The 12,541-nt window shown below is 71.8% G+C and carries 14 protein-coding genes and 1 riboswitch; of the genes, 9 read left to right on the forward strand and 5 right to left on the reverse strand.

Annotated features, from left to right (window positions below; all coding sequences use genetic code 11):
* Window positions 1-59: 59 nt before the first annotated feature.
* Window positions 60-169: riboswitch (TPP riboswitch) on the forward strand.
* The 9 genes from K8W59_RS03860 to K8W59_RS03900 all read left to right on the forward strand — a co-directional run bounded on the left by K8W59_RS03860 (window position 164) and on the right by K8W59_RS03900 (window position 7,015).
* Window positions 164-799: a thiamine phosphate synthase gene (locus K8W59_RS03860; protein ID WP_223397439.1), complete on the forward strand. Its 636-nt coding sequence runs from the start codon at window positions 164-166 to the stop codon at window positions 797-799. It overlaps the preceding riboswitch by 6 nt.
* Window positions 799-1,791 (forward strand): FAD-dependent oxidoreductase, encoded by a 993-nt coding sequence (locus K8W59_RS03865; RefSeq protein WP_223397440.1) that lies wholly within the window; start codon window positions 799-801, stop codon window positions 1,789-1,791. Before K8W59_RS03860 ends, K8W59_RS03865 begins: the two co-directional genes overlap by 1 nt.
* Window positions 1,788-1,976, forward strand: a complete 189-nt coding sequence (thiS, locus tag K8W59_RS03870) for a sulfur carrier protein ThiS (RefSeq protein ID WP_223397441.1) — start codon at window positions 1,788-1,790, stop codon at window positions 1,974-1,976. Before K8W59_RS03865 ends, thiS begins: the two co-directional genes overlap by 4 nt.
* On the forward strand, window positions 1,973-2,737 hold the full coding sequence (locus K8W59_RS03875; protein ID WP_223397442.1) for a thiazole synthase: 765 nt from the start codon (window positions 1,973-1,975) through the stop codon (window positions 2,735-2,737). Before thiS ends, K8W59_RS03875 begins: the two co-directional genes overlap by 4 nt.
* Window positions 2,734-3,306, forward strand: coding sequence for a thiamine phosphate synthase (locus K8W59_RS03880; RefSeq protein ID WP_223397443.1), 573 nt, complete (start codon window positions 2,734-2,736; stop codon window positions 3,304-3,306). Before K8W59_RS03875 ends, K8W59_RS03880 begins: the two co-directional genes overlap by 4 nt.
* Window positions 3,303-4,121: a bifunctional hydroxymethylpyrimidine kinase/phosphomethylpyrimidine kinase gene (gene thiD, locus K8W59_RS03885; protein ID WP_223397444.1), complete on the forward strand. Its 819-nt coding sequence runs from the start codon at window positions 3,303-3,305 to the stop codon at window positions 4,119-4,121. Before K8W59_RS03880 ends, thiD begins: the two co-directional genes overlap by 4 nt.
* Entirely contained in the window at window positions 4,118-5,659 is a 1,542-nt protein-coding gene (gene thiC, locus K8W59_RS03890) for a phosphomethylpyrimidine synthase ThiC (protein ID WP_223397445.1), read from the forward strand. Before thiD ends, thiC begins: the two co-directional genes overlap by 4 nt.
* A 102-nt stretch (window positions 5,660-5,761) precedes the next feature.
* A complete protein-coding gene (locus K8W59_RS03895; protein WP_223397446.1) occupies window positions 5,762-6,334 on the forward strand; it encodes a hypothetical protein in 573 nt (190 codons plus the stop codon).
* Between the two features lie 33 nt (window positions 6,335-6,367).
* Entirely contained in the window at window positions 6,368-7,015 is a 648-nt protein-coding gene (locus K8W59_RS03900; RefSeq protein WP_223397447.1) for a DUF1707 domain-containing protein, read from the forward strand.
* A gap of 66 nt (window positions 7,016-7,081) precedes the next feature.
* On the opposite strand, the gene K8W59_RS03905 is transcribed toward K8W59_RS03900, so the two are convergent.
* From K8W59_RS03905 to K8W59_RS03925, 5 genes are all read right to left on the reverse strand, one after another.
* Window positions 7,082-8,338 (reverse strand): ABC transporter ATP-binding protein, encoded by a 1,257-nt coding sequence (locus K8W59_RS03905; RefSeq protein ID WP_223397448.1) that lies wholly within the window; start codon window positions 8,336-8,338, stop codon window positions 7,082-7,084.
* Window positions 8,339-8,346: 8 nt separating this feature from the next.
* Window positions 8,347-9,177: a carbohydrate ABC transporter permease gene (locus K8W59_RS03910; RefSeq protein ID WP_223397449.1), complete on the reverse strand. Its 831-nt coding sequence runs from the start codon at window positions 9,175-9,177 to the stop codon at window positions 8,347-8,349.
* The gene (locus K8W59_RS03915) at window positions 9,177-10,133 is read right to left on the reverse strand and encodes a carbohydrate ABC transporter permease (RefSeq protein ID WP_223397450.1); all 957 of its coding nucleotides are present in this window, start codon (window positions 10,131-10,133) and stop codon (window positions 9,177-9,179) included. Before K8W59_RS03915 ends, K8W59_RS03910 begins: the two co-directional genes overlap by 1 nt.
* Window positions 10,130-11,431 carry an extracellular solute-binding protein gene (locus K8W59_RS03920; RefSeq protein ID WP_223397451.1) on the reverse strand — a complete coding sequence of 434 codons (1,302 nt, stop codon included), beginning with the start codon at window positions 11,429-11,431 and terminating at the stop codon, window positions 10,130-10,132. Before K8W59_RS03920 ends, K8W59_RS03915 begins: the two co-directional genes overlap by 4 nt.
* A 111-nt stretch (window positions 11,432-11,542) precedes the next feature.
* Complete coding sequence (locus K8W59_RS03925) at window positions 11,543-12,472, reverse strand: alpha/beta fold hydrolase (RefSeq protein WP_223397452.1); 930 nt, start codon at window positions 12,470-12,472, stop codon at window positions 11,543-11,545.
* Window positions 12,473-12,541 lie beyond the last annotated feature (69 nt).

The raw sequence follows: 12,541 nt of genomic DNA on the forward strand, positions 1-12,541 counted from the left end.
GCAGGCGCATCACACCCGATGAGGGGGAGAGCGGCTTGTCTCGCGTCTGCTAGCGTCGATGACGTCCACACGGGAGTCCGCGGCAGCGGGCTGAGAGGGAGCTGGAGCCGCTCCGACCGTCGTACCTGATCCGGATCATGCCGGCGAAGGAAGTGATTTCTCGATGGTCACCACGTTCTCCGACACGGGGAGCACCCGCCCCGCGCGCGCTGTCCCGCGGCTGTTCTGCCTGGTCTCGGGCGCCGACCAGCTCGCCCTGCTCCCGGCGCTCGCCCTGGCCGGCGTCGACGGCTTCCAGGTCCGGGAGAAGGGCGGCAGCACGCGCGACCTGGTGGGCCTGACCCGCCACGTCATCGGCGCGGTCCGCCCGCACGGCGCCGCCGTCGTGGTCAACGACCGGCTCGACGTGGCCCTCGCCGTGGGTGCCGACGGGGTGCACCTGGGCCAGGACGACCTCCCGGTCGCCGCTGCGCACGCGATGGCGCCCAACCTGCTGGTCGGCGCGACCTGCCGGGACCGCGGCGACTGCCGGAAGGCGGTGGCCGAGGGAGCGTCGTACGCCGGCTTCGGGCCGCTGTTCGCGACGACGTCCAAGGACGGCCTGCCCGACCCGCTCGGACCCCAGGCGCTCACCGGCGCCGCCGGCCTGCTGCCGCTCATCGGCATCGGCGGGGTCGACGCGGCCGGCGCCAAGGAGGCCCGCGACGCGGGCGCGCACGGGGTCGCGGTGATCGGCGCGATCTGGCGACAACCCGACCCACTCTCGGCAGCGGAGGAGCTGGTGCGGGCGGTGGCCTGATGCGCGTCCACGTCCTCGGCGCCGGCATCGTCGGCCTCGCCTGCGCCGACGAGCTCCGGCGGCGCGGCCACGATGTCGCCGTCGTCGACCCCGCCCCGGGCAGCGGCGCGACCTACGCCGCCGCCGGCATGCTCTCGCCGGCCGGCGAGGCGTGGTACGGCGAGCCCGACGTCCACCGCCTGGGCCTGCGCAGTGCCGCGATGTGGCCGGAGTACGCCGACCGGCTGGGCGTGCCCCTGCAGCGGAACGGCACGCTGCTGGTCGGGCTCGACCCCGGCGACCTGCAACAGGTGCAGCGCCAGGCCGACCTGCTCGCCGGGCTCGGCGTTGCCGTCGACCTGCTCGACGGGCGCGAGGCGCGCCGGCTCGAGCCCACGCTCGCCCGGGTCGCCGGCGCCGCGACGCTCCCGGACGACCACAGCGTCGCCCCGCGCGCCGTGGTCGCCGCGCTAATGGAGCGGGTCCCGGTGACCGCCGCGCCGCCCGACGAGGTCCCCGACCTGCGCCTGGTCGCCACCGGCGCCTGTCTCCCGGAGCCGTGGCGGCACCTGGTGCACGGTGTGCGCGGGGAGATCCTGCGCGCCCGCACCGACGATCCGCCCACCCGGGTGCTGCGCTCGTGGGTGCGCGGCGAGCCGGTCTACGTCGTCCCGCGGCCCGGCGGCGAGGTCGTCGTCGGCGCCACGGTCGAGGAGCACGACGAGCCGCCGGTCGCGACCCTCGGCGGGGTCGAGCGGCTGCTCACCGCCGCTCGCCAGCTCGTGCCGGGCCTGGACCGCGCCGAGCTGCTCGAGGTCACCGCCCGGGACCGCCCCGCCACCGCGGACCGGCTGCCGCTGGTCGGCCCGGTCGACGAGCGCACCTGGCTCGCCGCCGGCCACTTCCGCCATGGCGTCCTGCTCGCACCCCTGACCGCACAGCTGGTGGCCGACGGCGTCGAGGGCGGCGCCGTCGACCCCGCACTGGATCCCCGACGACTGGAGGAGACATGAGGATCACCCTGAACGGCGAGCCGGCCACCACGCCGGCGGCCACCGTCCACGAGCTGCTGGGCGAGCTGCCCGACGGCCAGGCGGTGGCGATCAACGGCGAGGTCGTGCCGCGCTCGGCGCACGCCGAGCACCGGCTGGCCGACGGCGACGAGGTCGAGGTCGTGCAGGCGGTGGCGGGCGGATGAGCGCGCTGACCATCGCCGGGGAGACCCTGGGCTCCCGGCTGTTCCTGGGGACCGGCGGGCTGCCGCGGCCGGCGCTGCTGGGTCCGGTGCTGGAGGCCGCGCGACCCTCGCTGGTGACCGTCTCGGTCCGCCGTACCTCCTCCCTGGCCTCCGGCGGCCTGCTCGGCACGCTGCGCGAGCACGGCGCCCGGCTGCTGCCCAACACCGCCGGCTGCCGGTCCGCCCGCGAGGCCGTCACCACCGCCGAGCTGGCCCGCGAGGCGCTCGGCACCGACTGGGTGAAGCTGGAGGTCATCGGCGACGAGACCAGCCTGATGCCCGACGTGGTCGAGATGCTGGAGGCCGCCGAGCAGCTGGTCGCCCGCGGCTTCACCGTGCTGCCCTACTCCACCGAGGACGCGGTGGTCGCGCGCCGGCTCGTCGACGCCGGCTGTGCGGCGGTGATGCCGCTCGGCAGCCCGATCGGCTCCGGCCTGGGGGTGCTCAACCCGTATGCCATCGAGGCGGTCGTCGCCGCGGTCGACGTGCCGGTGGTGCTCGATGCCGGGGTCGGCACGGCGAGCGACGCGGCACTCGCGATGGAGCTCGGCTGCTCCGCCGTCCTGGCGGCGACCTCGATCACCCGCGCGGACGACCCGGTGGCGATGGCGACGGCGCTGCGGCTGGCCGTCGAGGCCGGGCACACGGCGTACGGCGCGGGCCGGATCCCGCGGCGCGCGGTGGCGCGAGCGTCGAGCCCGATGGCCGGGAGGATCGCATGATCCCCCGGGTCGTGGTGCTCACCGACCGCACCCAGCTGCCGCCCGGTCGTAGCCTGGCCGAGCAGCTGGTGGCCTGCCTCGGGGCGGGGCTGGACAGCGTGATCCTGCGCGAGCACGACCTGCCGCCGGTGGAGCGGTCGGGGCTGCTGACCTACCTCAACCACGCGGGTCTGTGCGTGCTGTCCTCCCGGCTGCCCGACCCGGTGGCCGCCGGGATCCACCTCGCCTCGGACCAGCCGGCTCCGGTGCGCGGGTCCAAGCAGGTCCGGTTCGGCCGCTCCTGCCACTCCGCCGAGGAGGTGTGCCGGGCCGCCGCGGAGGGCGCCCGGTGGGCGACCCTCTCGCCCTTCGGCGCGAGTGACAGCAAGCCGGGGTACGGCCCGCCCGTCCCCGCGGAGGGCTTCGCCACCGAGGCGGACATCCCGGTGCTCGCCCTCGGCGGCATCGATCCCGACACCGCCGCGGACGCCCGGGCCGCGGGCGCACACGGCGTCGCCGTCATGGGTGCCGTGATGCGGGCCGACGACCCCGCCCGGGTCGTCGCCGAGCTGCTGGAGGCGACGCGATGAGCGGCACGCCCCCCGTCGTCCTCACCGTCGCGGGCACCGACTCCGGCGGCGCCGCCGGGATCACCGCCGACGTCGCCACCATCGGCCACCTCGGGGCGCATGCCGCCTGCGTGGTCTCGGCGGTGACCGCCCAGGACACCACCGGCGTGAGCGCCGTCCACCCGGTCCCGCCGGACATCGTGGCCGCCCAGGTCGAGGCCGTGCTCGGCGACCTGCCGGTGACCGCGGTCAAGACCGGGATGCTGGGCTCCGGCGAGGTGGTCGCGCTGATCGCCGAGCGCCTGGGTCACCTCCCGCTGGTCGTCGACCCGGTGCTCGTGGCCACCAGCGGCGCCGTGCTCGGGGACGAGGAGGTGGTCGGGGCCTACCTCGAGCACCTGCTGCCCGCCGCGGCGGTCGTGACCCCGAACCTCGACGAGGCACGCACCCTGGCCGGCCACGACGCTCCCCCCGAGGAGCTCGCCGAGGAGCTCGCCGGGCTCGGGTGCGCGGTCGTGGTCACCGGCGGCGACGAGGGCGGCACCGACTGGGTCGCCGTCCCCGGCGGCAGCGCCGTACCCCTGGCCCACGAGCACGTCGACACCGCCAACGACCACGGCACCGGGTGCACGTTCAGCAGCGCCCTGGCCGCCGCGCTCGCCCACCGGCCCGGCGGAGGCCGGCTGCCCGACGCCGACGAGCTGACCGCGGCGGTCCGCCGCGCGGCGGCGTACACCACCCACCAGCTGCGCGCCGGCTCCGGCTGGCGCCTGGGCCGCGGTCGCGGCCCGATCCCGCACATCCCACCCGCAACCGAGACAGAGGAGATCGCATGACCGTCCACCCCGCCCACGAGCGCGTCCTGGTCGGTGACCGGCAGGTCCCGGTCACCCGCGTCACCCTGACCAACGGCGACACCTTCGACCGCTACTGCACCGAGGGCCCCGGCTCCGACCCCGAGCGCGGACTGCCGCCGCTGCGCGCCGACTGGCTCGCCGGCCGCGGCGACGACGAGGCCGTCCCGGGGCGCAACGTCACCCAGATGCACCGCGCCCGGCAGGGGGAGATCACCGAGGAGATGCAGTACGTCGCCGCGCGCGAGGGCTGCGATGTCGAGCTGGTGCGCTCCGAGATCGCCGCCGGCCGGGCGATCATCCCCGCGAACGTGAACCACCCGGAGTCCGAGCCGATGATCATCGGCCGCCGGTTCCTGGTGAAGGTGAACGCCAACATCGGCAACTCCGCGGTGAAGTCCAGCATCGCCGAAGAGGTCGAGAAGCTCACCTGGGCGGTGACCTGGGGCGCGGACACCGTGATGGACCTCTCCACCGGCAAGGACATCCACGAGACCCGCGAGCACATCCTGCGCAACAGCCCGGTGCCGATCGGCACGGTCCCGCTCTACCAGGCGCTGGAGAAGGTGGGCGGGGACGCCGAGAAGCTGAGCTGGGAGGTGTTCCGCGAGACCGTGCTGGAGCAGGCCGAGCAGGGCGTGGACTACATGACCATCCACGCGGGCGTGCTGTTGCGCTACGTGCCGCTCACCGTCGACCGGGTCACCGGGATCGTCTCCCGGGGCGGCTCGATCATGGCCGGCTGGTGCCTGGCCCACCACGAGGAGAACTTCCTCTACACCCACTACGACGAGCTTTGCGAGATCTTCGCGGCCTACGACATCTCCTTCAGCCTCGGCGACGGGCTGCGGCCCGGCAGCGTGGCGGACGCCAACGACGACGCGCAGCTCGCCGAGCTGCGCACGCTGGCCGAGCTCACGCAGCGGGCCTGGGAGCACGACGTCCAGGTGATGGTGGAGGGGCCCGGGCACGTCCCGCTGCACCTGGTGGAGGAGAACGTCAGGCTGCAGCAGGACTGGTGCCACGGTGCGCCGTTCTACACCCTCGGCCCGCTCGCCACCGACATCGCGCCCGGCTACGACCACATCACCAGCGCGATCGGTGCGGCGGCGATCGCCATGCACGGCACCGCGATGCTCTGCTACGTCACGCCCAAGGAGCACCTCGGCCTGCCGGACCGGGACGACGTCAAGACCGGCGTCATCACCTACAAGCTCGCCGCGCACGCCGCGGACGTGGCCAAGGGGCACCCGCGGGCGCGGGAGTGGGACGACGAGCTGTCCAAGGCGCGCTTCGAGTTCCGCTGGCGCGACCAGTTCGCGCTGTCCCTGGACCCGCACACCGCGGAGGCCTTCCACGACGAGACGCTCCCGGCCGAGGGCGCCAAGACCGCGCACTTCTGCTCCATGTGCGGGCCCAAGTTCTGCTCGATGCGGATCAGCCAGGACGTGCGGGAGCGCTTCAAGGAGAAGTCCGAGGAGTTCCTGGAGCTCGGCGGGACGGTGTACGTCGACAGCTGAGCCGCCCGGCCGGAGGAACCAGCCGAACGGCCGGGCCCCCGCGCGGGGTTCCGGCCGTTCGGTCGATGGGGGAGGGCCGGGCGCGAACCTAGTGTCTGGAGCATGCGAATCTTCCTCACCGTCCTGCTCGGCCTGCTCGCCCCCGTAGCGGTGGTCGGCGGCGGACTCGTCGCCGAGACCGTCAGCCACGACAACCTGACCGACGAAGTGGTTGATCGGGTCGAGGCGACCTATCCGGGCTGGCGGATCACGGACTCCAACGTCCGCGGTCGGCCCTACGTCGTCTCCGCCGCCCAGGACCGGGTGTCCACCGCCTACGTCGACCTGGCGGTGCGGGAGGGGTCGGCCTCGCTGCTGGTGCAGGAGCTGGATCTCGCCACCGACGTGGCCGAGCGCACCGCTCTGTTCGTCACCGTCCCCTACCCGGCGCCGGCCACCCCCGTGGCCGGCCCGAACGAGATATCGCCGCGCGCCCGGGTCGGCGGGCAGGTCGTGACCTTCTCCGCCCGGCTGCAGGGGGAGCGGCTGCGGGTCGGGGCCTCGGCCGGTCCGTCGCCGCGCTCGGTCGACCTGCCCGGCTTCGCCGGGATGCGGATCGCCCGGACGCCGGTCGCGACCGACCAGGGCGTCGTGGTCGAGCTGGAGGCGCGGCGCGTGCCGCTGCGCCGCGCCTGACCGTCCCGCCGAGGGGCCGCTAGGCTGCCCGGCATGGGCGAGATGGACCGGCGGCCTCCGCACGACCCGTCCCAGCTGCGCGTCTCCGACGCGGACCGGGAGAAGGTCGCCGAGGTGCTGCGCCGAGCCGCGGGGGACGGGCGGCTGGAGATGCACGAGCTGGACGAGCGGCTGGGGGCGACGTACGCCGCCAAGACCTATGCCGACCTGGTGCCGATCACCGTCGACCTGCCCGAGCATCCCGGCCGCGTCGGTCCCGCCGCCCCTCAGCGCCGTCCGGCCTCGGCCCCGGCGACGGCGAGCCACGCGAGCTCGTGGGCGGTCATGGGCGACTGCAAGCGACGCGGGTCGTGGCGGGTCCCCGAGCGGCACACGGCGCTCTCGCTGATGGGGTCGGTGCTGCTGGACCTGCGCGAGGCGACTCTGGACGCCGACACCACCCACATCACCGCGAACGCGGTCATGGGAGACGTGAAGGTGTACGTCGACGCGCACACGCACGTGGTGGTCGACGGCGTGCCGATCATGGGGGACTTCAAGCAGTCGCGGGACAAGGTGCCCTTCGAGCCGCGAGCCGGCTCGCCGACGGTCGTGGTGAAGGGGATGTCCCTCATGGGCTCGGTGAGCGTCGTACGCCTGCCTCCGCCCGGCACGCCCCGGAAGATCCTCGGGACCTACTGAGCGGCGGGGGCGGAGACAGACGACCGGCCCGCCCCTGCTGAGGACGGGCCGGTCGATGTCCGCGGGTCAGGCCGGGGCCGCGTCCCCGGTGTGGTCCTGCTCCTCGCCCACCTTCTCGGCGTGCACCATCGCGTTGTCGCCCGGCACGATGCCAGCGTTCTCGCGGTCGATGGTGAGGTTCTCGCCGGTGGCCGGGTCGAAGAGGTGGATCTTGCGGGCATCCACCCAGATGGTGGCCTGGTCGCCCTCGGAGATCCGGCTGGACCCGTCGAGGGAGATCACCAGCTGGGTGCGCATCGACTCGCCGTCCAGATCCTTCTCCAGCTGGTTGAGCTGGTCCTGGACCTCCGGCGGCGCCTCGAACGGCACGTAGGCGTAGGCCTCGTTGCCCAGCCACTCCACCACGTCCACCTTGGCGTCGAAGGTGTCGCCCGTGGCGGACTTCTCGGCGTCGATGACCTCGGCGTCCTCGAAGTGCTCGGGCCGGATGCCGGCGATCAGCAGCCCCTTGCCGGCGGCCTTGCGCGCCTTCTCCTCCGGGATCGTCACCGTGCCGAACGGCAGCTCCAGCTGGTTGCCCTCGACCGTCGCGGGCAGGAAGTTCATCGGCGGGGAGCCGATGAAGCCGGCCACGAACAGGTTGGAGGGGTTCTCGTAGAGCTCCCGCGGGGTCGCGTGCTGCTGCAGCACGCCCCGCTTGAGGACGACGACCCGGTCGCCCAGCGTCATCGCCTCGGTCTGGTCGTGGGTGACGTAGACCGTGGTGATCCCCAGGCGCTTCTGCAGCCGGGAGATCTCGGTGCGCATCTGGCCGCGCAGCTTGGCGTCCAGGTTGGACAGCGGCTCGTCGAAGAGGAACGCCTGCGCGTCCCGGACGATCGCGCGGCCCATGGCGACCCGCTGGCGCTGACCGCCGGAGAGGTTGCCCGGCTTGCGCTCCAGGTGCTCGTCGAGCTCCAGCGTCTTCGACGCCTCGCGCACCTTCTTGTCCACCTCGTCGTTCGGGGTGTTGGAGAGCCGCAGCGGGAACGCGATGTTCTCGTAGACGGTCAGGTGCGGGTAGAGCGCGTAGTTCTGGAACACCATCGACAGGTTCCGGTCCCGCGGCGCGAGGTCGTTGACCCGCTTCCCGCCGATGATCATGTCGCCGGAGGTGATGTCCTCCAGGCCGACGATCATCCGCAGCAGCGTGGACTTCCCGCAGCCGGAGGGCCCGACCAGGATCAGGAACTCCCCGTCCTCGACGTCGACGCTCACGTCGTTGACGGCCGGGAACCCGTCGCCGTACTTCTTCACGATGTTCTTCATCTCAATGGCAGCCATGGTCGGCTTCACCCCTTCACTGCGCCGTTGGTGAGACCGGCGACGATCTTGCGCTGGAACAACAGGACGATGACGATCACCGGGATCGTCACGATGACACTGGCGGTGGCGAGCTGTCCGTACGGCGGGTTGAACGGGTCCGGGCCGACGAAGAAGCTCATCTGGGCCGGAACCGTCCGGGAGGCCGTGGTGGACGTGAGCGAGATCGCGAGCACGAACTCGTTCCACGCGAAGAAGAACGTCAGGATCGCGGCGGTGAAGACACCGGGCGCCGCGAGCGGGACGATCACCTTGCGGAACGCCTGCCACGAGGTGGCGCCGTCGACCTGGGCGGCCTGCTCCATCTCCCACGGGATCTCCCGGAAGAAGGCGGACAGGGTCCAGATCGCCAGCGGCAGCGTGAACGACATGTAGGGGATGATCAGGCCCGGCCAGGTGTTGAACAGGCCGAACGTGGTCCACATGTCGAAGAGCGGGCCGACCAGCGACACCACCGGGAACATGGCGATCGCCAGCGCCAGCGAGAGCACCAGCCGCTTGCCCTTGAACTCCAGCCGCGCGATGGCGTACGCCGCCAGCGTGGCCAGGATGACCGACAGCACGGTCGCGATCAGCGAGATGCCGAAGGAGTTGATCAGCGCTCGGGTGAAGTCGCCGTTCTCCAGGATCGCGGTGTAGTTCTCCGTGGTGAAGTCCCGCGGGAGGAACTGCGGGCTGCCGACGGCGGTCTCGTCGACCGACTTGAACGACAGCGAGATGATCCACGCCACCGGGAACAGGCACCAGAGCATGATGAGGACGAACCCCACCCACACTCCGATCACGTTCTTGCCCTTCATCAGCCTTCACCTCTCGCCTGGGCCAGGTCGACCTTGAAGATCTTCACGATCAGCCAGGCCAGCAGCAGCACGGACAGGAACAGCAGCACCGAGAGGGCCGACCCCATGCCGAGCTGCATCTGCTCGATCACCTGGCGGTAGGTGAGGAACGAGATCGACTCGGTGTCCTGGGCGCCCTTGGTCATCACGAAGATGTTGTCGAAGATCCGGTAGGCGTCCAGCGCCCGGAACAGCACCGCGACCATGATCGCCGAGCGCATGTTGGGCAGGATCACCTTCCACAGCCGCTGCCACCACGAGGCGCCGTCGACCTTGGCGGCCTCCAGCATGTCCTCGCTGACCTGGGACAGGCCCGCCAGCAGCAGCAGCGCCATGAACGGCGTGGTCTTCCAGATCTCTGAGACCATGATCGCGAACATCGCGTGCCAGTGGTCGCCGAACCAGTTGGTGTCCTGACCGATCCAGGGCAGCCAGTGGAACCAGGCGTTGACGAACCCGTTGTTGAGCGAGAACGCGAACTGCCAGGCGAACGCCGAGACCACGGTGATGATGCCGTAGGGGATGAGGATCGAGGTCCGCATCAGTCCGCGGGCGAAGACGATCCGGTGCATCACCATCGCGAACGCGAAGCCGATGACCAGCTCCACGGCCACGGTGACGACCATGATCAGCACCGTGTTCCACGTGTCCCGCCAGAACAGCGAGTCGGTGAGCACGGTGACGTAGTTGTTCAGACCGATGAACTCCCGGTCGTCGGGGGCGGTCAGCCGGTAGCGGAACAGCGACAGGTAGAGCGCCTGGATCATCGGCCAGGCGGTCACCAGCAGCATCAGGACCACCGCCGGTGCGACCAGCTTCAGCCCGAGTGCGTTCTCGGCCTTCGCCCGGTCGCTGGCGTCCTTGGTCTGCTGGGACCGGTGCTTGCCGGTCTGTTCGGGTGCGACGGTGGCGCTCATAGCAGCGTCCCTCCCTTCAGCACGTCCTCGATGAAGGCCTTCGATCTCTCCGGGGTCCGGTCGGACACGCCGCCCGGCGGGTGCCAGGTGCTCTGGATGGCGCTGGAGATGTCGGACCAGTACGGCGTCACCGTGCGCGGTGCGGCGTTGTCCACGCTCTGCTGGAACAGCTCGAGCAGCTCGGGCGGGTAGAGCTTCTTCAGCGCGGGGTAGTCATAGCCGTCGGTCGAGGCCGGCATGTTGCCGGTGAGCTCGGCGTTGACGCCCTGGTTCTCCGGGCTGACGATGCACTGCGCCGCTTCGGTCGCGAACTCCCGCTGGTCGGAGAAGGCGCTCACCCCGATCCCGATGCCGCCGTACGGCGGACGCGCGTCCTTGCCCTCGACGGTGCTGGGGTACGGCGCGAAGCCGATGTCCTTGGCCACGGCCGGGTCGGTCTCGTCGTAGTTGTGCCAGATGAAGGTCCAGTTGACCATGAACGATCCGGCGTCCCCGGCGAAGGTCGCGGCGGCGGTGCCCTCGTTGGACACGCTGAGGTCGCCCGGCGCCGCGTCGGACTGCGCCAGCTTCTCGATGACCTTGGCCGCCTGCACGCCGGGCTCCTCGGCGATGGTGATGTCGGCGTCCACGCCCTTCTCGGTGTTGTCGGCGATCTGGCCGCCGGCGCCCTCGATCAGCGCGTTGATCCACACGACGTAGCCCTCGTACTTGTTCGCCTGGACCCCGAGCTGGCCGCCGTTCTCGGCGGCGTTGTCGATGATCTGGTCCCAGGTGACCGGCTTGCTCATGTCGATGCCGGACTTCTCCACGAAGGACTTGCGATACCAGAGCACCTGGGTGTTGGACCAGAACGGGAAGACCACCAGTCGGTCCTTCCACGTCGCCGCGTCCAGGGCGCCCTGGAAGGTGCCCTGCTCCTCCAGCTGCTGGCGCGCCTCCTGCGGCACGGGTGCCAGGAAGCCGGCGTCGGCGAACTCCGCGGTGAACGGCGGGTCGATCGACATCAGGTCGATCTCCGGGTCCTCCGCGGCCAGTCGCCGGGCCAGCTGGATCCGCTGCTGGCTGGCGTCCTGCGGCAGCACCTGGGTGCTGATGGTGTAGTCGTCGGTCGAGCAGTTCTCGGCGACCTTGGCCTGGCCCCCCGCGTCGGGGTTGATGTACCAGGTCAGGGTCGGCTTTCCGGTGTCCGCCGAGGCCGAGCAGGCGGCCAACAGCCCCGAGAGCAGGCCGAGTGTCGCCAGGGCCGTCCCCGTGCGACGCGCCCCCGAGCGTCGGCGGGGTGGGGATGAACCGTTCATGCGCCCTCCTGATTGTGATGTAGGTCTCTTTCTAATGCGGGGGAGCCGCTATTGGCAACTGTTGTGCCGTGTGAGTCGCATGGGACAACCCTTCGGGGTGGTCTCGGGGCGTCAACCGGTGGAGGGGGTGGCCCGGTCCGCCGTACGCCGGATCGCGGCGACCAGGTCGGCGTCGAGCTGGCGCGGCAGGTCGTGCGCCATGCCGGGGACCAGCAGCAGCTCGGACCCCGGGATCGCCGCGGCGGTCGCCCGCCCGCCCGAGACATGCACCATCGGGTCCGCCAGGCCGTGGATCACCGTGGCGGGGATCCGCAGCGAGCGCAGCCGCGGCCCGCGGTTGGGCTGGGACAGGATGGCCATCATCTGCCGGAGCACGCCGCCGGCGTCGAAGCCGCGGTCGAAGGTCTCGCCGGCGCGGATCCGGCTCTCCTCGAGGTCGGTGGGGTAGTCCGGCGAGCCGATCAGCCGCCACATCCGCGCGGACGCCTCGATATAAGCCTCCCTGCCGGCGTTGCGCGACCACAGCAGCTGGGGGAGGAGCTTCGGGTGCTGCCAGCCCACGGTGCGCCGGCCGGTCGTGGACATGATGCTGGTCAGGGAGAGCACCCGCTGGGGGTGTTCGATCGCCAGCGTCTGGACGATCATCCCGCCCATCGAGACGCCGGCCAGGTGCGCGGCCGGGATGCCGAGATGGTCCAGCAGCCCGACGGCGTCCTCGGCCATGTCGGACAAGGTGTACGGCGGGGTGCCACCGCGGCCGGCGAAGGCGCGGACCAGCGCCCCGCGGCGAACCCGGTCGCTCAGGTGGGTCGAGCGGCCGGTGTCCCGGTTGTCGTAGCGGATGACGAAGAAGCCCTGCCGGGCCAGGTCCTCGCAGAAGTCGGGATGCCACCAGGTCATCGGGCCGCCGAGCCCCATCACCAGCAGCAGCGGCTCGCCCGTGGGCTCGCCGAAGGTCTGGTAGCACAGCTCGATGCCCGGGCTGACCGGCGCGAAGAGCTCCTCGGACCGGGTCACGGGAGCATCGGAGCGGCTGCTCATGGTCGTATCAAAGCATCGACGACGCGCGGACACGTTCGGGTGTACGCCGGATGACCCGGGTGTCGGACG

The organism is Nocardioides rotundus, from assembly GCF_019931675.1.
Taxonomy (GTDB): Bacteria; Actinomycetota; Actinomycetes; order Propionibacteriales; family Nocardioidaceae; genus Nocardioides; species Nocardioides rotundus.

Excerpts from the sequence above, each read along its gene's own strand:
- K8W59_RS03860 (WP_223397439.1), top strand. The coding sequence starts at position 164 with ATGGTCACCACGTTCTCCGACACGGGGAGCACCCGCCCCGCGCGCGCT.
- K8W59_RS03865 (WP_223397440.1), top strand. The coding sequence starts at position 799 with ATGCGCGTCCACGTCCTCGGCGCCGGCATCGTCGGCCTCGCCTGCGCC.
- thiS (WP_223397441.1), top strand. The coding sequence starts at position 1,788 with ATGAGGATCACCCTGAACGGCGAGCCGGCCACCACGCCGGCGGCCACC.
- K8W59_RS03875 (WP_223397442.1), top strand. The coding sequence starts at position 1,973 with ATGAGCGCGCTGACCATCGCCGGGGAGACCCTGGGCTCCCGGCTGTTC.
- K8W59_RS03880 (WP_223397443.1), top strand. The coding sequence starts at position 2,734 with ATGATCCCCCGGGTCGTGGTGCTCACCGACCGCACCCAGCTGCCGCCC.
- thiD (WP_223397444.1), top strand. The coding sequence starts at position 3,303 with ATGAGCGGCACGCCCCCCGTCGTCCTCACCGTCGCGGGCACCGACTCC.
- thiC (WP_223397445.1), top strand. The coding sequence starts at position 4,118 with ATGACCGTCCACCCCGCCCACGAGCGCGTCCTGGTCGGTGACCGGCAG.
- K8W59_RS03895 (WP_223397446.1), top strand. The coding sequence starts at position 5,762 with ATGCGAATCTTCCTCACCGTCCTGCTCGGCCTGCTCGCCCCCGTAGCG.
- K8W59_RS03900 (WP_223397447.1), top strand. The coding sequence starts at position 6,368 with ATGGGCGAGATGGACCGGCGGCCTCCGCACGACCCGTCCCAGCTGCGC.
- K8W59_RS03905 (WP_223397448.1), bottom strand. The coding sequence starts at position 8,338 with ATGGCTGCCATTGAGATGAAGAACATCGTGAAGAAGTACGGCGACGGG.
- K8W59_RS03910 (WP_223397449.1), bottom strand. The coding sequence starts at position 9,177 with ATGAAGGGCAAGAACGTGATCGGAGTGTGGGTGGGGTTCGTCCTCATC.
- K8W59_RS03915 (WP_223397450.1), bottom strand. The coding sequence starts at position 10,133 with ATGAGCGCCACCGTCGCACCCGAACAGACCGGCAAGCACCGGTCCCAG.
- K8W59_RS03920 (WP_223397451.1), bottom strand. The coding sequence starts at position 11,431 with ATGAACGGTTCATCCCCACCCCGCCGACGCTCGGGGGCGCGTCGCACG.
- K8W59_RS03925 (WP_223397452.1), bottom strand. The coding sequence starts at position 12,472 with ATGAGCAGCCGCTCCGATGCTCCCGTGACCCGGTCCGAGGAGCTCTTC.